This is a genomic window from Blastomonas aquatica (assembly GCF_014639875.1).
Taxonomy (GTDB): domain Bacteria; phylum Pseudomonadota; class Alphaproteobacteria; order Sphingomonadales; family Sphingomonadaceae; genus Blastomonas; species Blastomonas aquatica.
The window spans coordinates 845,157-866,222 of record NZ_BMGD01000001.1 but is presented as its reverse complement, the minus strand read 5'-3'; the positions used below and the strand labels follow the sequence as shown (position 1 = coordinate 866,222).

Genomic DNA, 21,066 nt, shown 5'->3' with positions numbered 1-21,066 from the left:
AACGATGCGTCCCGTCCGGTGAAAGGGCATATATGGACCACTCCGATTCGGGTCAAACGGTTTTTGCAGTTTTATTTCAGTTTTTTTCGGGTTTTGTCGCTAGACCCCGGATCCATAAGGTTTTGGCGACATCTCATCCCTAAGACCAACCTGCGCCTGACGGGACCACGAGACTATATGGTTGAAGACACAGCACATTCGATCACCGATTCAGGTTTTGCCACCCGGGTGAGGTCTGCCGTGTTCTGGCGGTCGGGCAGCCAGATCGTCAGCCAGATCGTGATGTGGACCACCACGCTGGCAGTGATCCGAATCCTTGACCCGGCAGATTACGGGCTGTTTGCCATGACCCAGGTTGTCATGGTGATGCTGGCGTTCCTCAACGGCTATGGCTTTGCCAGCTCGCTGATCCAGCAGGAGAAGATCGACCGCTTCCGCGTCCGCCAAGCGTTCGGGCTGCTGCTGATTCTGAACGTCGGGATCGCGGCGATCCAGTTTGCCGCCGCGCCTGCGATCGCTGCCTATTACAACCAGCCGATGGTCACCGAGCTGCTGCGCTGGCAGACGCTCATGTACCTTGCGACCCCGTTCGTAGCCGTGCCGGAGGTTCTGATGAGCCGCGCGCTCGATTTTCGCCGGCTTGCGATCGTCAACCTGATCTCGGCGCTGGTCTGTGCGGTGACCTCGATCGTCTGCGCGATGGCAGGATGGGGTGTGTGGACGCTGGTTGCCGCGCCCACTGCGATGGTGTGGACCCGTGCAATCGGGTTGTGCATCGCCCAGCGCTTCATTGTCTGGCCCAGCTTCAATTTTCGCGGCACCCGCGCGATGATCGGCTTTGGTGGCGCGATGCTCACCAGCCATCTGCTGTGGAGCGTCCAAACCCAGGCCGATGTCCTGATCGCCGGCCGGGTGCTCGATCCGCATGCGCTGGGACTTTATGCCGAGGCGCTGTTCCTGGCGCAGATGTTTTCGTCGAAGGTCATCCCGCCGCTCAACGAGGTGGCGTTCCCTGCCTATGCCCGGTTGCAGGCACAGCCCGAACGATTGCAGGCCGGTTTCCTCAAGGCGATCGCGCTGATCATGCTGATCAGCTGCCCGGTCTATGCGGGGCTTGCCGTCACCGCGCCCGAGGCGGTCTATACGCTGTTCGGCGAAAAGTGGCTGGAGATGGTGCCGCTGGTCCAGCTGTTTGCAATCGCGATGCCGTTCATGACGCTGCATGTGCTGCTCGCGCCTGCGGTCAATGCGCTGGGGCATCCGCGAATTACCGTGCGCTGCTCGGCCTTTGGCGCAGCGTTCATGCCTTTGGTGTTCCTGATCAGCGTCCAGTTCGGCGTCATCGGCCTGGCGCTGGGCTGGGTGATCGGTATGCCGGTGGTGCTGGGCTTTGCGCTTTGGCAATCGTGCCCGATCATCGGGGTCCGCGTGCGCGATGTGCTGATCGCCTGCGCGCCGGGGGTCGGCGCGGCGGTCACGATGGCGGCTCTGGTGTGGACGATGCAAATCGGATTGGCCGGTGCGCTCGATAATGGCATTGCCGAGGTCATGGTCCGCCTGGCGCTGCTCGCCGGTGTCGGTGCGCTGAGCTATTTCCTGCTGCTGAGGGTGCTCGCGCCGCAGATGCTGAACGAGGCGATCGGCCTGCTCCGCCGCCAGACCCCGCCGATCGAGGAACCGGTCCCGGCTTGATTCGCAGTCAGTCGCACACCCCGAAGTCTCGCACCCCGAAGTGGCGCAACACGCCTAGCGCGATCGCCTGCGCGTCGCGCCATGTCGCCTCGAACCCCACTGCGTCACCATAATACGGATCGGCCACCGTCTGGCCTTGCCGCCCATCGACCAGATCGAGCGCCAGCCGTACATCGGCAGCGTGCCGCGCAGGTGCCAGTCCATGCAAACCGGCAAGATTGTCGTGGTCCATTCCCAGGATCAGATCGAACCGGGTGAAATCTGCAGGCTGCACCTGCCGCGCGCGCAGCCCGGCGATGTCCACGCCATGCCGCGCAGCGACCTCGATCGCGCGGGGATCGGGTGCATCGCCGCTATGCCATCCGCCGATTCCTGCCGAATCGACCCGCCAGCCAAGACCACGCCGTGCGACCTCGTGGCGGAGCGCTCCGTCCGCCAGCGGCGAGCGGCAGATATTGCCCAGACACACGAACATGATCGAGGGTAGCTGCTCTGCCATATGTCACTCCGCTTGCCGCTTGCTCTGATATCTGCGCCCGTTCAGCGCTTGCACGAACCAGCCGCTCTGCTAGCCAAGGCAGTATACAAGAACAAGCGACGGGAGACGCGCGCAGGTGACGGGACCAATTGGCACTGAGACACACCCCATCCCAGACCGGGACACTCCCGGTCACGACGCGGGACTTGCCCCCGCGACCCACGCCACGCCTTATGCCTGGTATGGCCTCGGGATTCTCTTCCTCGTCTATGTTCTCAATTTCATCGACCGGCAAATCATCACCATCCTGGCGCCCGACATCAAGGCCGACCTCGGGCTCGATGACGCCGATATCGGCTTTCTCTATGGCACCGCGTTTGCCGTCTTCTATGCGCTGTTCGGCATTCCGCTGGGACGACTGGCAGACAGCTGGAACCGCGTCCGGCTGCTGACGCTGGGGCTGGCGATCTGGTCAGCGATGACCGCGGTTTCGGGGTTTGCAAAGAACGGCACGACATTGGGCCTCGCGCGGATGGGGGTCGGCATCGGCGAGGCGACCGCGAGCCCTTCGGCCTATTCACTGATCTCGGACATGTTCCCCAAGCGGATGCGCGGAACCGCGCTGGCGATCTATTCGGCGGGGCTGTATTTCGGCGGCGGCATCTCGCTGATGATCGGTGGCTTCATCGTTGCCGGATGGAACAACGCCTATCCCGGCGGCGGCCCTTTGGGGCTGGTCGGCTGGCAGGCCGCGTTCCTTGCGGTGGGCATTCCCGGGCTGCTGCTCGCGGCATGGGTCGCGACCCTGCGCGAGCCGGTGCGGGGCCTGGTCGATGGCCTGCCGACGCCGCCCACCGCTGAGCCGTTTCGCGGGTTCCTCCAGGAACTGTTTGCCGTCATCCCGCCGTTCACATTGATCTCGGCAGCGCAGCGCGGCGGATCAGCGCTGGCAATCAATGTCGGCGTGATCGCCGCGCTGGCGCTTGCAGCCTTCGGACTGATCGTGCTGACCGGTGCCACACTGCAATGGATCTGCATTGCGGTCGGCTATTATGCGGTGTTTTCCTGGGCGTCATCGCTGCGTCAGCGTGATCCTGCGACCTTTGCGCTGATCTGGGGATCACCGGCGTTCCTCTACACCATCCTGGGCTATGGCTGTGTCGCGTTCATGTCTTATGCCACCACAGCCTTCGGGCCGAGCTATGCCGCGCAGGTGCTGGGCGAATCGACCGCCACCATCGGGCTTTGGCTCGGCGGACTTGGCGCGGCAGGGGGATTTGTCGGCGTGATCCTGGGGGGGCGGATGTCCGATTATTTGCGCGCACGCAGTGAATCGGGTCGCATCATGGTCATCGCCTTCGGGCTGCTGACCCCGGTCATCCCGATCGTGCTGGCCTTCACCACGGTCAACGACCCCGGTTCGAATATGGATTTCGTTCGTTTCGCCGTCTTCGTCTCGCTTGCCAACATGCTGGCGAGCTCCGCGCTCGGTGCAGCCGCAGCCACCACGCAGGATCTGGTGATGCCACGAATGCGCGGCACTGCTACCGCGACCTTCTTCCTGGCAACAACGCTCTTCGGCCTGGCGCTGGGCCCGTATCTTGCCGGGCAAATGTCGGTGATCAGCGGCAGCCTGTCGACCGGTGTACTCTCGATCCTGGTGATCGTACCTGTAGGGATGCTGCTGCTGGTCGCGGCTTACCGCGCGGTGCCGCTGGCCGAACGCACAGTGCTCGAACGGGCACGGGCAGCGGGCGAAGATATCTGATCGGGCGGACCGGGCGACACCAATGGTACCGCCCGGTCCAACCGTTACAATCAGGCGAGCATGCGCACACCGGGTTCGCGATCATAAAAGCGCGTCGCCGCCGCCTTGATGAAATCATCGCCGGTGCCGGTCACGCCCGCGTCGGCTTCAACCCCCGCCTTGTCGAGCAGCGGCTTGGCGGCCTTGCTTGCGCCGATCGCCTTGAGGTGCCCGAACGCATCCATCGCAAACTGCACGGCTGCAGCTTCCTTGAGCAGCATCTGGGTGCCGTCCTCGGATAGCACGATTGCCACCGCATCGAACAGCTGGCTGGGGCTTCCGGCGAGCTGGCCATCGGCCTTGCGCATCTTGCCGTTCGAGAGCTTGGCCCCGCCCACCTTGGGCGCGACGATGAACACGGTCGCTCCGGCTTTTTCAATCGCCTTGGTCACGGTGTCGAGCTCGCCCGCATCGGTACCATCGGCGATCAGGACCCCGACTTTGCGGCCTTCAAGCGTCGCCTTCATGTTCTTGTGGATCGACAGCTTGTCAGAAGGCTTCATTTCGACCGGGGCACGCGCGGCTTCGGCCTTGGCGGGCAGTTCGATGTTCAACCCATCGGCGACCCGCTTGGCGAGGTCCTCATCCACATTGCGCAGATTGGCGACCATGCGGGTGGGGACCTGATCCAGATCGGCGACCTTGGAAAGCTCGAAGACGAATGAAGAGGCGATATGCGCCTGTTCGTTCTTGGTCTGCGATGCATAGAACAGCCGTGCCTGGCTGTAGTGATCGGCAAACAGCTCGGCGCGCACCCGCAATTTGTCGCCCTGCTCATCGGGACCGCTCGCCAGATTTGTGGTGCCAAAGCCCTTGGCAGCGCTTTCACGCGGGCCTGCTTCCTCGCCATGCTCGCCAAGCGAGTTGGGCTCGTAATTGGCGCGGCCCTTGGGGACCATCGTCTGCATTATGCCATCGCGCTGGAAATTGCCGAACGGGCAACGCGGCGCGTTGACCGGAATCTGGTGGAAGTTGGTCGTGCCCAGCCGCGACTTTTGCGTATCAAGATAGCTGAACAGCCGTCCCTGGAGCAGCGGATCGTTCGAGAAATCGATTCCCGGAACGATATTGGTCGGCAGGAACGCGACCTGCTCGGTCTCGGCGAAGAAATTGTCGACATTGCGGTTGAGCGTCATCTTGCCGATGATCCGAACCGGAATGTCCTCTTCGGGGATCAGCTTGGTCGCATCGAGCACATCATAAGGCTGTGCATCGGCGAATTCCTGGTCGAACACCTGGATCCCCAGCTCCCATTCGGGGAAATCGCCGCCATCGATAGCTTCGAACAAATCACGGCGATGATAGTCGTTGTCTGCGGCCTGAAGCTTCAATGCTTCGTCCCAGATCGTCGATTGCAGGCCCAGTTTTGGCTTCCAGTGGAACTTGACGAAGCGCGCGCCGCCGTCTGCATCGACCAGCTTGAATGTATGGACGCCAAAGCCCTCAATCATCCGCAACGAGCGCGGCAAAGTACGATCGGACATCGCCCACATCAGCATATGCGTCGATTCGGGCATCAGCGACGCCCAGTCCCAGAAGGTGTCATGCGCGCTGCCGGCCTGCGGATAGCCGCGATCGGCTTCCATTTTCACCGCATGCACCAGATCGGGGAACTTGATCGCATCCTGGATGAAGAACACCGGGATATTGTTGCCGACCAGATCCCAATTGCCCTCTCGGGTGTAGAACTTGACCGCAAAGCCGCGCACGTCGCGCGGGGTATCGACCGATCCGGCGCCGCCCGCGACGGTGGAGAAGCGCACGAACACCTCGGTCTTCTCGCCCTTGGTAAACACCGCAGCCTTGCTGAGGTCCGAAATATCGTCGGTCGCCTCGAACACGCCGTGCGCGCCGGTGCCGCGCGCATGGACGATCCGCTCGGGGATACGCTCGTGATCGAAGTGAAAGATCTTCTCACGCAGCACGAAGTCCTCGAGCAGCGTCGGGCCGCGCGCACCCGATTTCAGGCTGTTCTGGTTGTCCGAGATCGGCATGCCGTGGTTGGTGGTGAGCACCGGGGCATCGCCGCTGGCCTGCTGATGGGTTTCGCCGCCGTGGCCCTGGGTCGTGTCATTGAGTGTCGTTTTTGGGGGCGCGGTTTTTGAAGGGGATTGTGTCATGCGTTGCTCCTGCATTTTCATGGATCAACGCGTGCACAGCGGCTGGATTTTCCAAGCTCAGGCGCGCATCGACCAGACGCGATTGCGCCGTTGCAGCACTTACGCGCCGCACTGGCATGCGATGCATGCATCAGAGAGGAAAACTGCGCTGTCGCCCAAGCAGCGCCCGAACCCGACTGCTCGTCCAGCGCTGTCCGATCAGGGAAGCAGAAGGGTCGATCCGGTGGTGGCCCGCGATTCGAGATCACGATGCGCCCAGGCGACCTGTTCGAGCGGATAGGTCTGCCCCACCGTGACCTTGACCTTGCCGCTTCCGATCATCGCCCACAACCGCTCTGCCCCAGCTGCACGCTCGGCTGGATCGGCATAATAATCGAACAATGTTGGCCGGGTGACGACAAGCGAGCCCTTTGCAGCCAGAACTACCAGGCCGACGCCGGTCACCGGTGCGCTGGCATTGCCATAGGACACGATCAACCCGCGCTTGCCCGCGCTGTCGAGCGACGCTTCCCAGGTGTCGCGCCCGACGCCATCGAATACAAAGCGCACGCCCTTGCCCCCGGTCAGCTCGCGCACGCGTTTGGCGGTGTCCTCCCGGGTGTAGAGGACGATGTGATCGGCGCCGGCCGCGCGCGCCAGTGCCGCCTTGTCCTCGCTGCCCACCGTCCCGATGACGGTCGCGCCAATCGCCTTGAGCCATTGCACCAGCAGCAATCCGACACCGCCAGCGGCCGCATGGACCAGCACGGCCTGCCCCGCCTGGACCCGGGCGCAGCGCTCGACCAGAAACTCTGTGGTGCAGCCCTTGAGCAGCGCAGCCGCTGCCGTCTGATCGGAAATATCATCGGGCAGTTTCAGCAGGCTGGCCGCCGCAACATTGCGGACATCGGCATAGGCTCCGCGCGCAGGGCCGAAAGTTGCGACGCGATCGCCAATGGCCAGTCCTTCGACACCATCGCCCAGCGCTTCGACCGTTCCTGCGGACTCAAGTCCCAGCCCGCCAGGCAGATCGATGGGATATACGCCGCTGCGGTGATAGGTATCGATGTAATTGAGACCGATCGCGGTCTGGCGCAGCGTGACTTCGCCCGCGCCCGGTGTCGGCACATCAACGCTGTGCCATTCGATCACCTCAGGACCCCCGGTGCGGGAGATAAATGCCTGGCGCGCCTGCATCGTCATGTTCCTTGCAATGGTTTCGATGGAGAAATGAGCACCGGGAACCTATGCTGCGTGCCGTGTCTGTTTCCCAGAACGCAAAGCTGCACACCGATCGGGGCACCCCGCCGCGTGGTATGAGTCAGAACGCGTTCTTGTGAAAGACCACCATTGCGGTGCTCAGAAGGATGCGGATGTCCGAGGCCAGGCTCCAGTGCGACACATATTCAAGGTCGGACTGAAGACGCTTGGTCAGGTCCATCTTCTGTTCGGTAGCGCCGCGAAAGCCGCGGATCTGTGCAAGACCGGTCAGGCCCGGCTTGACCACATGGCGCTGCCAGTAACGCTGGTCGATATCCCAGAACAGGGCGTTTTCCGCGCGCGATCCCAAAGCATGCGGCCTGGGCCCGACCAGGCTCATATCGCCGGTAATGACGTTGAGAATCTGCGGCAGTTCATCAATACTGGTTCTGCGCAGGAAGCGTCCGACCCGGGTGATCCGGTCATCGGTCCGCGAGGTCGACCGATCGCCATTGGCATCGCAAAGCTCGGTGCGCATCGATCGGAACTTCCAGATCATGAAGGGGCGGTTGCCAAGCCCGATCCGTTCCTGACGGAAGAACATCGGCCCACGGCTGTCGAGCTTGATCGCAAGACCAACCAGCGCAAAGAACGGCAGCAGAAACGGCAGGGCGGCGAGCGAGATCGTCAGATCAAAGCCGCGCTTCATCATCTGATGGTTCCAGGCGAGCCGTCCGCTGTTAAGCAGAAGGCTCGTATGGCCCGAGCGCTGCGATATGCTGAGCGCGGCGAATTCATCGAGTTCGGGCACCACGATTTCACAGCGCACATCGAGCGTCTTGAGCGCCATCGCCCAGGCCTGGCGCGCCTGTGGCACGCAATGGATGACGACACGGTCCATGCCCTTGGCGAGCGTGCCGAGCCGGTTGACCGCAATCGCGCTGGCAAGGTCAGGGTGCAGACCCATCGCGCGCGCCTCGATTGCGCCTGGCCCTGCCGTTTGCGACATCGGGACGCCATCATAAATGCACAGGATCGCGTAGACACCCTCTTCCAGGCGTTCACGGAAAACGGCGCGAAAAATGGTTCGCATCGTAATGATTGCCAAAACGCTGAAAAAGACGCCGAGGAAGAACACGCCGCGCGAAAATTCAGCGCCGATCTTCATGAAAAAGGCAATCAGCAGCAGGCAACCTGCGGCAAGCACGAGCGCGCCGGTGGCCGAAGCGATGCCCGACATCAAGTTGCTCACCTTGCGGGTGTTATGCGCGTTGTTGTTGAGCGAGAAAATCAGAAATAGCGGAATGCAGATCGCGACCATGTTGCTTGCGTGGTCGTTATCCAGGGTACCAAGGTACGCCAAGCTAGCCAGAAAGAAGCCCGTGAGGATGGAAGTTACGTCGGCCGTGATCGACAGCAACGACATGATGCCGCGCATCCGCTTGCGCCCCTTGAGCGCCTCAAGCCGTACCAGCGCATCAAAATCAACCTGAGCGGAATTGCCCGTCTGGATAGGGGCGGAATCCAGATCCTGACCGGTCAAGGCGGCTGGCATTGGCAGCCCAGAATTTCTGGCTTTCAGCATACTGGATTTTGCTCCTAAGAATCGATCCATGATACGCCCTCATCAGCTGCCTTACACAGTTCTGCTGCATTGCACAATGGCCGCCTCTAACCGAAGGCGCAGTGAATGCTGGTTGCTTTCTATCTGCTTGAGTTTGTGCTCAGTTTCTTCCATTGGCACCTGACTCGTATCTGGCTGACGCCATAAATCTTCTGTTGCTTTTAATCGAGATAGGACCGTTGATGACAGTCAGCACACAAACGTCATGCAGACTCTGTACTGCGACGGGACCGCATAGGGTGTTTGTAGCCTATGAAATGATGTATGGCAGCCGCGAAGCCTTCGAGTATTTTGAATGCAGTCAATGCGGCTCCGTTCAAATATTGGTAGCGCTGGCTTCTGAAGAGTTAGCTAAGCATTACCCTGCGGATTATTATTCGTTTTTGGCTCCTTCGGGATCATCGCTGAAAACCTATCTACAAACCGAACGTGACAAGGCGCTGCTTCATCGTCCCACCTTATTGGGACCGCTGGTGGCAGGAGCAAAGCCTGACCCGCTTCTGGCAATGATTGGTGAGCTTCCTTTAACGATCAACAGCGCGATTCTGGATGTCGGTTGCGGCTCGGGCGCCCTGCTGGACAGACTTGGTGCTGCCGGATTTCGCAACCTGCACGGCGCTGATGCCTTCATTGATGACGACATCACCACCCCACATGGCGCGCAAATAGCAAGAGCCAGCCTGCACGAAGTTTCCGGCACTTTTGAACTCATCATGTTCCATCATTCACTAGAACATGTTCCGGCTCCACGTGAGACACTTGCTGCGGCGCGTAGCAAACTGTCTCCTGGCGGTTACTGCATCGTCCGCGTTCCGACGGTTTCGTCATGGGCTTGGCAAGAATATGGCATCGACTGGTTCCAGCTCGACGCGCCACGTCATATCACCCTTCCTTCTCGCGCAGGCATGCGCATTGCGGGAGAAGCCGCATCATTTGAACTGGTGAGGACGATAGACGATTCAATCCCGCAGCAATTTGAGATCAGCGAAAACTACCGCGCGGGCATTGCGATGCGTGGTGATGCGCGCGCGCCTGCACCCTCTCCAGAACAGGTTCAGACCTTTGCGCGTAAAACTGCCGAGGCGAACGCCAGCGGAATGGGCGATCAGGCGGCATTCATCTTCCAGGCAATCTAAACCCGCAACATCCATTCCAGCGTATCTTCGAGACTATGTGGTCGCCAGTCCGGAAGCAGCGACTGCAAAAGGCTGGCATCGCCTGCGAGAATTTCGACTTCGTTCGTGCGCATGAACGCGGGGTTGGTGGCGATCTCGATATTGTGACCGGTGATCCGGCTGGCCATCGCGATGATCTGCCGGATGTTCCATACCTTGCCGGTGCAGACATTGACGACCGGTGCCATCGGCGGCGCTGCGCTGAGCCCTGCATAGGCGGCCACGACCGAGCGGACATCGCCGAAATCGCGGCTGACATCGATATTGCCCAGCGTGATCACCGGATCACGCCTGCGGAAATGCGCCACGATCTTGGGGATCAGGTACTGCTCTTCCTGTCCGACACCTGTGTAATTGAACGGGCGCACGATGGTCATCTGCAGCCGGTCGGCCCACATTCCCGCACCCACTTCCATCGCCCATTTGCTCACCGCATAATGGTTGGCGGGGTTGGGCGGGGTGTGTTCGTCGAGGTATCCGCCGGTCGAATTGCCATAGATGTTGGCGCTGCTGGCGATCAGCACATGCGCGTGCGGTGCGTGCCGGGCCAGCGCATCGAGCAGGTGATAGGTGCCAAGCTGGTTGACCTGGTAAAACGGATCAACCGCGTTGCTGCCGACAAAGGCGATCGCGGCGAGATGAATCACCCGGTCGGGAACCGCCTGCGCGATTTCAGAATCCACTGCGGCCCCATCGGTAATGTCGCTGGATAACGCGAAAACCTCGCAACCGCGCGACTGCAATTCCGCCACCAGATAGGTGCCGGTAAAGCCGTCAGCGCCGGTTACGAGAACCCGCATCAGAAAGAGGCGCCGCGCTTGTTGCGTTCCAGATCCGCAGCGACCATCAGGCGGCACAATTCTTCGAGCGGGGTGCTGCTTTTCCAGCCGAGCAGACGTTCAGCCTTTTCAGCACCGCCGATCAGCAGATCGACCTCGGCCGGACGGTAGAAGCGCGGGTTGATCCGCACCAGCTGGCGGCCGGTGGCGGGATCGGTGCCGACCTCGTTTTCGTCCTTGCCGCTCCACTCGATCGTCACGCCGGTCTCGGCAAACGCCAACGTCACGAAATCGCGCACCGTCACCGTGCGGTTGGTCGCCAGAACGAAGGTCTCGGGCTCGTCGTGCTGCAGCATCCGCCGCATGCCTTCGACATAATCGCGGGCAAAACCCCAATCCCGCTTGGCGTCGATGTTGCCAAGCTCGAGCACATCGGCGGTTCCCAGATGGATTTTGGCGACGGTGTCGGTGATCTTGCGCGTCACGAACTCGCGCCCGCGCAGCGGCGATTCGTGGTTGAACAGGATGCCGCTGGTTCCGAACAGGCCATAGCTTTCGCGATAGTTGATCGTCATCCAGTGCGCATACAGCTTGGCCACGCCATAAGGGCTGCGCGGATAGAACGGAGTTTCCTCGGTCTGGGGAATCGCTTGGACCTTGCCGAACATTTCCGATGTCGACGCCTGATAGAACCGGATCTTGGGGTTCACGATCCGGATTGCCTCGAGCAGATTGGTCACACCCAGTCCGGTGATCGCACCAGTGGTCATCGGCTGATCGAACGACACGCCGACAAAGCTCTGCGCGGCGAGATTGTAAACCTCGGTAACGCCGGTGGTGTCGAGCAACCGGATGGCAGAGCCCTGATCGGTCAGGTCATATTCCACCAGATGCAGGTTGGGGTGCTTGTCGACACCCAGCTCTTCGAGCCGCCAGAAGTTGACCGAGCTGGTGCGCCGATACGTACCATAGACCTGATAGCCACGCTCAAGCAGGTTCTCTGCGAGATACGCGCCGTCCTGTCCGGTTACGCCAGTAATAAGTGCCTTCATTGGTCCTCCAGAGGCCTAAGTGCGCCCAGAACGGGTTTAAAGTGATTCGCTCGCAGCCGATAGCATCCTGCCGGTCACGTCCCAATGGCGGTCTCGCGCAGCATAAGTGGCGGCGTTCGTCGCCAGATCGGTCAGCTGCTCCGGGTTGGCCACTAGCTCGCCGATGCGGGCTGACAGCGCTTGCGCATCGCTGGCGGCAAAAAGCAAGCCGCGCGCATCGTCACCGATGACATCGCGCATCGGCGGCAGATCGCTTGCCAGCACCGGGCGTTCCAGGCTCATCGCCATCAGCGCGACTGCGCTCTCGTAAATCCGAAGATACGGCAATGCGATAATGTCTGGCGCGCGGTAATATGCGGGGACATCGGCATCGTCCACATGGCCGATGTCGAAACGGACCCGCTCGCCCAGGGCGTGCTCGGCGGCAAACGCGCGGTATTCGCCTTCCTCTTCGGGCTTCATCTTGCCTGCGACCAGCAGCAGCAGCCGCGGGTCATCACGATGCGCCACCATTGCCTCGAGCAGAACGTGAAGTCCCTTTTCGCGGCGTGGGTTGCCGAAGAACAGGATGATCAGCTTGTCCTGCGGCAGGCCCAGCCGCTCGCGCGCCTGTTCCTTGGACGGCGGATCGGGGAACTGCGCGATGTAATTGCCCGACGGCACCACGGTCACATTGGCAGGTGCACCGGACAGCGCCGCCAGCAAAGCCGCCTCCGAAAAGCCATTGTGTGCAATCAGCAGATCACACGAGGCGGCAATGCGCGCGAGTTGCGGACGCTGGTTGGGCTGATCGAGCCGCGCCACGTCGTGCACGATGGCCATCGATTTCATCCCCAGCAGCTTGCACAGCCGAGCGGCGTAAAGCTCGAACACATCCATCTTGAACAGGTGGAATATACAGACCTTCGCTCCGGACCGTTTGGCTGCCAGCAGCGATGTCGTCAGATCACGCATCAGCCGTAGGCCGCGGATCGCCTTGGGATCGGACCCGTAAATCTCCTTGAAGGTATCCACCTTGCGATAACGCGCGCCGGCGTCGGTCGATGCGGGTAGCGAATACAACGTCGTGGGATGGCCCTGGTTGACCAGCGCGTGCGCCTGATTGTCGGTATAATAATGCATGCCGCCATGCGAGCCGATCGTCTCGATAATCGCGATCGCAGGCTTGGTCCGGGGCTGGGGTGACGGCATGGCTTCAGTTCTTCTTCTGGATCTGGCGGGCTGTTCGGCTGGCCGAAAGCCACGCTCCGGTGCGATAGCGGCCGGACCGGAAGTCGCTCAACGCATGCACCACGATCCGCGCCGCACGCGAATCGCCCTTGAGCAGGTAGCGTGCGCCGATCGCGGCCAGCCGGGCGACGATCAGCGGAACGGCTGCGGGTTGAAAGCGCCGGGCGACCCGCACCCGGTTGACCAGATTATAGTACAGCGACAGATCGCTCGGGCGGCCGCGGGCATTGGTGCCGATCGAGCCGCCTTCCTTGTGGAACACGACCGATCCCGGTGCCCAGCCGACGGTGAACCGCGGCTTGCCGCGCAGCGTCCAGTCGATCTCCTCGAAATAGAGGAAATAGCTTTCCTCCATCAGACCGACCGCATCGATAAAGCGCCGCGAGGCCAGCATCGATGCGCCGGGCGGGTAGGACATCTGCGCTTCGACCTGATCGCGCGGCGGCAGTGTCGCCAATGTCAGGCCCTGGCCGATCTCGCCGCCGCTGCCGCGGGCGATGTCATACCGCCCCGCCACTGCCTGCACCGTGGTCTTGTCGTGATGATAGACCAGGGTCGACCCGCAAATCCCCATCTGCGGGTCTTCGGCCAACCGCGCGCGCAGCGCCTGCAGGCTGTCTGCCAGCACTTCGGTATCGTTGTTGAGCAGCCAGACCGCCTCGATACCCTGATCTGCCAGCGCCAGCCGGATGCACAGGTTGTTGCCACCGGCAAAGCCCAGGTTGCGCTGCGAGGCGATGATGGTGAGATAGTCGCGCGGCGCCGCATCGCCCAGATCGCTCTCCTGCAGCACGCGGAAGGTCCGCCCTGATTGCGCAAGCGCCCCTTGCGCCCAGTCTGCCAGCTTTTCCACCGACCCATCGCCCGAACCGTTGTCGCACACGGTCACCGCAACATCCGGGTCGGCCAGATGCTGCAGCGATTCAAGGCAGGCAATCGTGTCGGCTGCGTTGCGCCAGTTGACGATCGCGATGGCGACGCGCGGCGCAACCGCCATCCGGGCGGCATCGGCGCTCACGCTATTGCCCCTGTCGGCAGCAGGCCCGGCGCAGCGCGCATCAATAAGCCGGCTTCACCGGCGCGCCATCGGCGACATCTGCGAGCAGCATGCGGTATTGGCCCAGTACCTTGTCCCATTCGAAATCCCGGGCATAGCGCGCGCGTGCCGCAGCGCGTGCGGTGTCGGCGGCATCGGGGTTCGCCAGCAGATGCTCCATATGTACCGCGCACTCTGCCACGGTCGAAAAGTAGAACTGGCCTTCGCCCGCGGTCCACAGGTTGAAACGGTTGTTGTGCGCGATCACGGGATTGCCCGCACCCAGCGCCTCGACCAGCGAGGGATTCGTGCCACCCACCTGATGGCCGTGCATATAGGCCAACGTATAGAAACGCAGCGCCGCGAGCCGATCAGCATCATAGATCGCCCCGGGGAAATCGACCTCGGCGCTGGCCGCCGCCTTGACCCGCTGATGATACGCGTTGCCGTCCTCAAGCTTGCCCAGCACCACCAACTTCGCGTTGCGGGGCTTGAGCGAGAACGCCTCGACGATCTCGAGAATCGAATTTTCGGGCTCGATGCGCGCAATCGACACGAAATAACGATTGGGAACCACACCCAGGGGTTCGAGCAGGCGCGCATCGGCACCGATGATCAGATCGGCCCCGTAGGGGATCACCACGGATTTGATACCGCTGACCGAACGCAGGTGATCCGAAATCGACGGGTGGTCGGCAATCGCGACCTGGCTGAGGTACGATCCGGCGCGCTCGTTGAGATAGAACCAGGCCTTGGCGGCAGCCGACCATTTGGCGCGCTTCCACTCGATGCCGTCCATGTTCATCACCACCTTGCGGCGCTTGATGCGGTTCAAGGCCGCAAACACCGCAGTGTTGTAGCCCAGCACCAGATCGACCCCCGGGCGCGACAGCACATCGCGGGTTGCCTTAAGATCGAAGCTGATCGTGCCGACGGGCCCTGTCCGCGCGATCGGGATATGGCGGCGGTGGACGCCCTGCCAGTTATCGTCATGCATCGCCATGTCCGCGCCGGGCGCTACATCCTCTTGGCAATAGACCGTGACGTCCCAACCATGCTTGACCAGATAAGGCGCCAGCCTTGCGGCGAAGGTCTCGAACCCGCCATGCGCTGCGGGCACACCGCGGCAGCCCAGAATGTTGACGCTACGGCGCGCAGATGAGGGGGGAGTGGTGTTCACGGCGGGGCCTTCCGGCACGATCAACGCGCGTTCAGCCGCGCACGTTCCAGTAGCGGCTGCCACCAGCCCTCGTTGGCCAGATACCAGGCCAGCGTTTCGGCAAAGCCCTGCGGGAAATCGCGTGCGGGCTCATAGCCCAGTTCGCTGCGGATCTTGGTCTCGTCGATGGCATAGCGCCGGTCGTGGCCCTTGCGGTCCTCGACATAGGTTTTCAGGCTGGCAGTCGGCTTGCCCTGTGCAGCAGGCGCATCGGGGAAGCGCTGCGCCAGCGAGGGGTCCGCCGCGAACGCCGCATCGACGCCTGCGCAGATTTCCTCGACCACTTGCAGGTTGGGCAGCTCCTGCCCGCCGCCGACATTGTACACTTCGCCGACACGGCCGTTCCTGATGATCAGCTCGATCCCCAGGCAATGGTCTTCGACATGCAGCCAGTCGCGCACGTTCATGCCATCGCCATAGATCGGCAGGCTGCGGCCCGACAAGGCATTGAGCACGAACAGCGGGATCAGCTTTTCGGGAAACTGGTAGGGCCCGTAATTGTTCGAACAGTTGCTCGTCGTCGTCTCAAGCCCAAAGGTATGGTGATAGGCGCGCACCAGATGGTCCGACCCTGCCTTCGACGCCGAATAGGGCGAATTGGGCGCATAGGCCGTGGTTTCGCTGAACGCGGCGTCGTCGGGGCCGAGCGATCCGTAGACCTCATCGGTCGACACATGGTGGAACCGGTGCGGCATGCCGCTGCCTTTGTCGAGCCACGCGGTCTTGGCGGCCTTCAACAGGCTGTGCGTGCCGATGACGTTGGTGGTGACGAACGCGTCGGGCCCGGTGATCGAGCGATCGACATGGCTTTCGGCAGCAAAGTGGACGATGGTGTCGATCGCATGGTCGGCCATCAGCTTCGAGACCAGATCGGTATCGCAGATGTCACCCTCGACCAGTTCGACCCCGTCAAGCCCGTCCAGATTGGCGCGGTTGCCCGCATAAGTCAGCGCATCGAGCACGATAATCGTGTCGGCCGGCGCCACCTTGCGCCAGCGGTGCACGAAATTCGCACCAATGAACCCAGCTCCGCCCGTTACAATCAGATTGGCCATCAGTTGATCTTTCCTGCTTGCGTCAATTTACGGCGGGCAACGGGGATTGCTGCATTGCAGCATGGTCGCCTGCGCTAGCATGTTGCCTAGACAGTCTCAACATCCGTTATCCACGCCCGCCACTGCCGGCTCAGCCATTCGCGGCGATTTCGCCCAGCATCATGCGCAGGTTGGTGCGCCAATGGGGCGAGGGAGCGCCGAGTGCGGAGATGGTCGAGGTCTTGTCGAGCACCGAATAATGCGGGCGGCGCGCCGGCGTAGGGTAGTCGGCGGTGCGGATCGGTATCACCGGAACGGACTGCGTCAGCAGGCCGTTCGCCAGCGCCTCTTCCTGGATCGCGACCGCAAAATCGTACCAGCTCGCCACGCCGCTGTCGGTATAATGATGGATGCCGGTCACGCCGTTGGCGGCCAGCGCCCACAGTGCACGCGCAAGGCCGGGGGCATAAGTGGGGGTGCCGATCTGGTCGGCGACTACGCGCACCTCGGGCCGCTCGGCCATCAGCCGCAGCATCGTGCGGACGAAATTGCCACCGGTCGGCGCATAGACCCAGGCGGTACGCACGATCAGTGCATCGTCGCCTGCGGCCTGCTCGCCCGCCAGCTTGGTGCGGCCATAGGCGCTAACCGGGTTGGGGGTGGCATCGGGTGCATAGGGCACGCCCGAGGTGCCATCGAACACGAAATCGGTCGAGACATGGACGAACCGTGCGCCTGCCTCCCGCGCGGCATCGGCCAGCGTTCCGACCGCGGTGCCATTGACCAGCAGAGCGGCATCCTCGTCGCCTTCGGCCTTGTCGACCGCGGTATAGGCTGCGGCGTTGAACAAGATGTCGGGCCGGACCTGTGCGACACAGGCCCGCAGCGCATCTGCATCGCCGATGTCGAGCGTGTCGATGTCATGGCTGACGATCTGCGCGTCCAATGGCGCTGTTGCAGACAGGCCCCGGCCCAGCTGGCCCTTGCCGCCGACGATGAGGATTTTCATGAATATGCCTTGATCTGATCGAACGCGGTGCCTTCGCGATCCTTTTGCGACAGCTGCGGCGTCATGTCGCCCAACGGCCAGTCGATTCCGACCGTGGGGTCATTCCATTGCAGCGACTGTTCGGAGGCAGGCTCGTAAAGCGAAGTGCACTTGTAGAGGAAATCAGTACCGTCCTCGAGCGTTAGAAAGCCGTGACCGAAGCCCGGCGGCACCCAGAACATGCGCTTGTTGGCAGCAGATAGTTCGATGCCGAACCACTTGCCGTAATACGGCGAGGAGGCGCGCAGATCGACCGCGACGTCCCACACCGCGCCTGCGACCACGCGCACCAATTTGCCCTGCGGATTGGGGTTCTGGAAATGCACTCCGCGCAGCACGCCCTTGGCTGAGCGGCTGTGGTTGTCCTGCACGAAGTTGAGGTCGAGCCCGGCGTCCTTGAAGCGCGCCTCGTTCCAGCTTTCGAGAAAGAAGCCGCGCTCGTCACCGAACACCTTGGGCTCGATCACCAGGGGCCCTGGGATATCGACGGGGTTAATGATCACCAGACCTGCCCCTTGGTGGCGAGCAGCTTGAGCAGATAATCACCATAGCCGCTCTTGCGCAGCGGCGTTGCGATCTTCTCGAGCTGGGCATCGTCGATAAAGCCGTTGCGCCACGCGATTTCCTCGGGGCAGCAGATCTTGAGGCCCTGACGCTCTTCGGTGACGCGAACATACAACGCGGCATCAAGCAGCGAACCATGTGTGCCGGTATCGAGCCAGGCATAGCCGCGGCCCATGATCTCGACCGACAGATCGCCCTGTTCGAGGTAGATGCGGTTGAGATCGGTGATTTCCAGCTCGCCGCGTGGCGAGGGCTTGAGGTCACGCGCCAGCTCGACCGCCCGGCCATCATAAAAATACAGCCCCGTCACCGCGTAGTTCGACTTGGGATGCTCGGGCTTTTCCTCGATGGTTTCGGCCTTGCCGTTGGCATCGAACGAGACCACGCCATAAGCCTTGGCATCGCTGACATGATAGCCAAACACGGTTGCGCCATCGGTGCGCGCATCGGCCGCAGCCAGCAGCTCGACCAGGCCGTGGCCGTAAAAAATATTGTCGCCCAGCACCAGCACCGACGGATCGGTGCCAATAAAGTCCGCGCCGATATGAAACGCCTGTGCAAGGCCGCCGGGGTTGGGCTGGATCGCATAAGTGAGCGCGATTCCCCAATCGCTGCCATCGCCGAGCAGCGCCTTGAACGACGCCTGGTCGTGCGGGGTGGTGATGATCAGGATCTCGCGAATGCCCGCCAGCATCAGCGTCGAGAGCGGGTAATAGATCATCGGCTTGTCATAGACCGGCATGAGCTGCTTGGAGGCAGCCCGGGTCAGCGGATGCAGGCGAGTGCCTGCGCCTCCGGCCAGAATGATGCCTTTTCTATTGCTCACCTTGCCCAAACCTCAATCTCCTCGTCGCATATGTGCGAACCCTCGCCAACGCAGGCCTACCTGACGCCGGGACCAATTCCCCCGTTTCATCATGCTTGCCAATGCTCGCGTTGCTTTGCCTCTCGGCCAGGTCCCTTGATCATTCAGCGCATGTGCGCCGGACTGTTGCCACCCGGTTTGGGCGATCGAGCTATACAGCCATGGCAGGGCCTTGCAAGTGGCCCAAAACCGGCGGGCTTTGGGTGCAAGGCCCGGTTGTTAGCGGACCTTGGCGATGTATTGCCCGCCCCAGGGCAGCACGCGCGCGATCATCTGGCGCAGCTGCAGCGGGGCGATCCACAGCCCGATGCCGGTTGAAACCAGTACCATCAGCGCGCCGATGGCAAGGTTGATGGTCAGCGAAAGCGTGCTGATTTCCGATACCGCAAGGCCCGTCAGCAGCAACGCCATACAGACCAATGTCGACCAGGGCGCCGCGATCTTGTCGGCCACCAGCGACAACAGCACATAATCGACGGCGATCCGGACACTGAACGTGACCGCTGCGCCGACAAGCCCAAAGGTTGTGACGGCAAAGTACAACGCTGGCAGATAGATCGGCAGCTCGGCCAGCAGCACTTTGGTGACCAGATCGGGACGTCCTGTCGCCTGCAACCGCGCATAAGGCACCAAGGCGAGCGAATTGATCCAGTACCCCGCAAGCAGGATCTTGCCGACGAACCCGACCTCGCGGGCGATCTCTGCGCCCACCCAGACCGTCAGGAACGGATCGAGGATGAAGACCCCGGCGACCATCATCGGAGTCATGATCGCAAGGATCGCGGTGATCGCGCTGGCCGACAGGCGGCTAGCCTCCTCGCCGGTCACCGTGGCCAGCCGCGGGAACATCGCGTTGGCCAGCGCCAGCGGGACGACGGTGATCCGCTCGGCCAGCTGGAACACGACGGCATAATAGCCCACGACGACCGCGCCCAGAATGGCACCGATCAGGAACCGGTCCGAGACCACGAGCAGCGGACCGATTATCGAAGTCAGCATCACCCAGCCACCATAGCTGAGCAGCGGCCGCACCAGCTTGCGATCGGGCCGAACCGGCTGGCCCCGCACCAGATCGATCTGGCAACGATACCACAAGACAACCAGCGCAAGCGCCCGCGCACCCAGAGCCGAAAGCAGGACGATCGGTAGATACGGCCCGTAGAGCCAGGCCACTGCCAGTGGCAGCAGTTGGAACAGCGTGGTCGACACGACCGAAATGATATTGACTTCGAGGAAGCGCTCGCGCCCCTGGAGCGCTCCGGTGAGTACGCCCGTGGTCGTCGCGATTGGTACAGCGAGCGCGAGCAGTGGCGCTGCCGCAATGACCTCGGGACGCAGCGCTTCATCCACCCGGAAGAACTCGCCGAACAGATAAGAGGACACCGGCCAGAACAGCAGCGCCCCGACCGCGCCCATCACAACGTTGACGCACAAAGCTGTCCAGAAGGTCGCGGCACGGTCCGACGCCGGCGCATCCCTGAGCGCAGCAATCCGCTGCGACGTGGCACGCCCCAGCCCCAGATCGAAAAGCCCGAAATAGCCGAGCAACAGCCAGGCGATCGCCAGCACGCCATAACGGTCTGGACCGACAAGCTTGAGGTAAACGGGTACCGTTGCGAGCGCGAGCACGATAGGGATGGCAGAACCCACCACATTGTAGGCGGAGTTACGAGCGAGGCTCTTCATTGGTTAAACGTTCCAGCACTGGGGCGACGCGGTGCTCTGTCTAATATCAGCCTGTTGCTCGACCACCCGCTGGTCACAGGCCAAATCATCGTCGAAAACACACGTCTCACAGGGGGTAAGAGCCAATCGCAGACTGAGCCAACTAATCGGCGGCAGTTGAACCGACCGGGTTGCACTGGCCAATACCCCGACCTTGGTGCCCGGACAAGGGCCGCAAAAACCGATTTTGATCAGGAATTCGCTTGTCACTCAAAAGCTTTAGAGGCAAGAAATGCGGAGTTGACTGCAAGCGGTCCATGCTTGCGATACAGCAGCTGGCACGAAGACGTCACATAATTTTTTTGCGCCAATGGCAGCAAATATACGAAATTTAGGGGCAAAATGACCAATAGTTTGTTAAGGAGTAGCCAGCTAGATGGCTACCGCCCGAAATTATAAACTATTGTCATCATGTTGTTTTTTAAGTGGGGGCAAATAG

The 21,066-nt window shown here is 61.8% G+C and carries 17 protein-coding genes; 3 read left to right on the top strand and 14 right to left on the bottom strand.

The genetic code is table 11. The features are described 5' to 3' along the window. Positions 1–177: 177 nt before the first annotated feature. A complete protein-coding gene (locus IEW00_RS03995) occupies positions 178–1,692 on the top strand; it encodes a lipopolysaccharide biosynthesis protein (protein ID WP_188513018.1) in 1,515 nt (504 codons plus the stop codon). Between the two features lie 7 nt (positions 1,693–1,699). On the opposite strand, the gene IEW00_RS03990 is transcribed toward IEW00_RS03995, so the two are convergent. Then, on the bottom strand, positions 1,700–2,191 hold the full coding sequence (locus tag IEW00_RS03990) for a low molecular weight protein-tyrosine-phosphatase (protein WP_188513017.1): 492 nt from the start codon (positions 2,189–2,191) through the stop codon (positions 1,700–1,702). A gap of 148 nt (positions 2,192–2,339) precedes the next feature. Here IEW00_RS03990 and IEW00_RS03985 point away from each other — a divergent pair, with 148 nt between their 5' ends. Beyond that, entirely contained in the window at positions 2,340–3,938 is a 1,599-nt protein-coding gene (locus IEW00_RS03985) for a spinster family MFS transporter (RefSeq protein ID WP_188513113.1), read from the top strand. Between the two features lie 50 nt (positions 3,939–3,988). Here IEW00_RS03985 and IEW00_RS03980 read toward each other — a convergent pair whose 3' ends face one another. From IEW00_RS03980 to IEW00_RS17465, 3 genes are all read right to left on the bottom strand, one after another. Further along, positions 3,989–6,097 (bottom strand): catalase, encoded by a 2,109-nt coding sequence (locus IEW00_RS03980; RefSeq protein WP_188513016.1) that lies wholly within the window; start codon positions 6,095–6,097, stop codon positions 3,989–3,991. A 198-nt stretch (positions 6,098–6,295) separates the two neighbouring features. Beyond that, on the bottom strand, positions 6,296–7,273 hold the full coding sequence (locus tag IEW00_RS03975) for a quinone oxidoreductase family protein (RefSeq protein WP_188513112.1): 978 nt from the start codon (positions 7,271–7,273) through the stop codon (positions 6,296–6,298). A gap of 124 nt (positions 7,274–7,397) precedes the next feature. Further along, positions 7,398–8,831, bottom strand: coding sequence for a sugar transferase (locus IEW00_RS17465; protein WP_229736792.1), 1,434 nt, complete (start codon positions 8,829–8,831; stop codon positions 7,398–7,400). Between the two features lie 308 nt (positions 8,832–9,139). On the opposite strand from IEW00_RS17465, the gene IEW00_RS03965 reads away from it, so the two are divergent. Beyond that, positions 9,140–10,036: a class I SAM-dependent methyltransferase gene (locus tag IEW00_RS03965; protein WP_188513015.1), complete on the top strand. Its 897-nt coding sequence runs from the start codon at positions 9,140–9,142 to the stop codon at positions 10,034–10,036. Here the strand turns inward: IEW00_RS03965 and IEW00_RS03960 are convergent. The 10 genes from IEW00_RS03960 to IEW00_RS03915 all read right to left on the bottom strand — a co-directional run bounded on the left by IEW00_RS03960 (position 10,033) and on the right by IEW00_RS03915 (position 20,588). Further along, entirely contained in the window at positions 10,033–10,875 is an 843-nt protein-coding gene (locus IEW00_RS03960; protein ID WP_188513014.1) for a GDP-mannose 4,6-dehydratase, read from the bottom strand. The two genes, IEW00_RS03965 and IEW00_RS03960, sit on opposite strands and share 4 nt — an antisense overlap. Continuing rightward, positions 10,875–11,906: a GDP-mannose 4,6-dehydratase gene (gene gmd, locus IEW00_RS03955; protein ID WP_188513013.1), complete on the bottom strand. Its 1,032-nt coding sequence runs from the start codon at positions 11,904–11,906 to the stop codon at positions 10,875–10,877. Before gmd ends, IEW00_RS03960 begins: the two co-directional genes overlap by 1 nt. Before the next feature lie 36 nt (positions 11,907–11,942). Then, on the bottom strand, positions 11,943–13,097 hold the full coding sequence (locus tag IEW00_RS03950) for a glycosyltransferase family 4 protein (protein WP_188513012.1): 1,155 nt from the start codon (positions 13,095–13,097) through the stop codon (positions 11,943–11,945). A gap of 4 nt (positions 13,098–13,101) precedes the next feature. Further along, a complete protein-coding gene (locus IEW00_RS03945) occupies positions 13,102–14,154 on the bottom strand; it encodes a glycosyltransferase family 2 protein (protein WP_188513011.1) in 1,053 nt (350 codons plus the stop codon). A gap of 40 nt (positions 14,155–14,194) precedes the next feature. Next, positions 14,195–15,352, bottom strand: a complete 1,158-nt coding sequence (locus tag IEW00_RS03940; RefSeq protein WP_188513010.1) for a DUF1972 domain-containing protein — start codon at positions 15,350–15,352, stop codon at positions 14,195–14,197. Positions 15,353–15,372: 20 nt separating this feature from the next. Continuing rightward, positions 15,373–16,446: a dTDP-glucose 4,6-dehydratase gene (rfbB, locus tag IEW00_RS03935; RefSeq protein WP_188513009.1), complete on the bottom strand. Its 1,074-nt coding sequence runs from the start codon at positions 16,444–16,446 to the stop codon at positions 15,373–15,375. Positions 16,447–16,576: 130 nt separating this feature from the next. Then, the gene (gene rfbD / locus IEW00_RS03930) at positions 16,577–17,434 is read right to left on the bottom strand and encodes a dTDP-4-dehydrorhamnose reductase (RefSeq protein ID WP_188513008.1); all 858 of its coding nucleotides are present in this window, start codon (positions 17,432–17,434) and stop codon (positions 16,577–16,579) included. Beyond that, entirely contained in the window at positions 17,431–17,973 is a 543-nt protein-coding gene (gene rfbC / locus IEW00_RS03925) for a dTDP-4-dehydrorhamnose 3,5-epimerase (RefSeq protein ID WP_373282578.1), read from the bottom strand. The genes rfbD and rfbC overlap by 4 nt, the downstream gene beginning before the upstream one ends. Beyond that, positions 17,973–18,863: a glucose-1-phosphate thymidylyltransferase RfbA gene (gene rfbA, locus IEW00_RS03920; protein WP_229736791.1), complete on the bottom strand. Its 891-nt coding sequence runs from the start codon at positions 18,861–18,863 to the stop codon at positions 17,973–17,975. Before rfbA ends, rfbC begins: the two co-directional genes overlap by 1 nt. A gap of 258 nt (positions 18,864–19,121) precedes the next feature. Next, entirely contained in the window at positions 19,122–20,588 is a 1,467-nt protein-coding gene (locus IEW00_RS03915) for a flippase (protein WP_188513007.1), read from the bottom strand. Positions 20,589–21,066 lie beyond the last annotated feature (478 nt).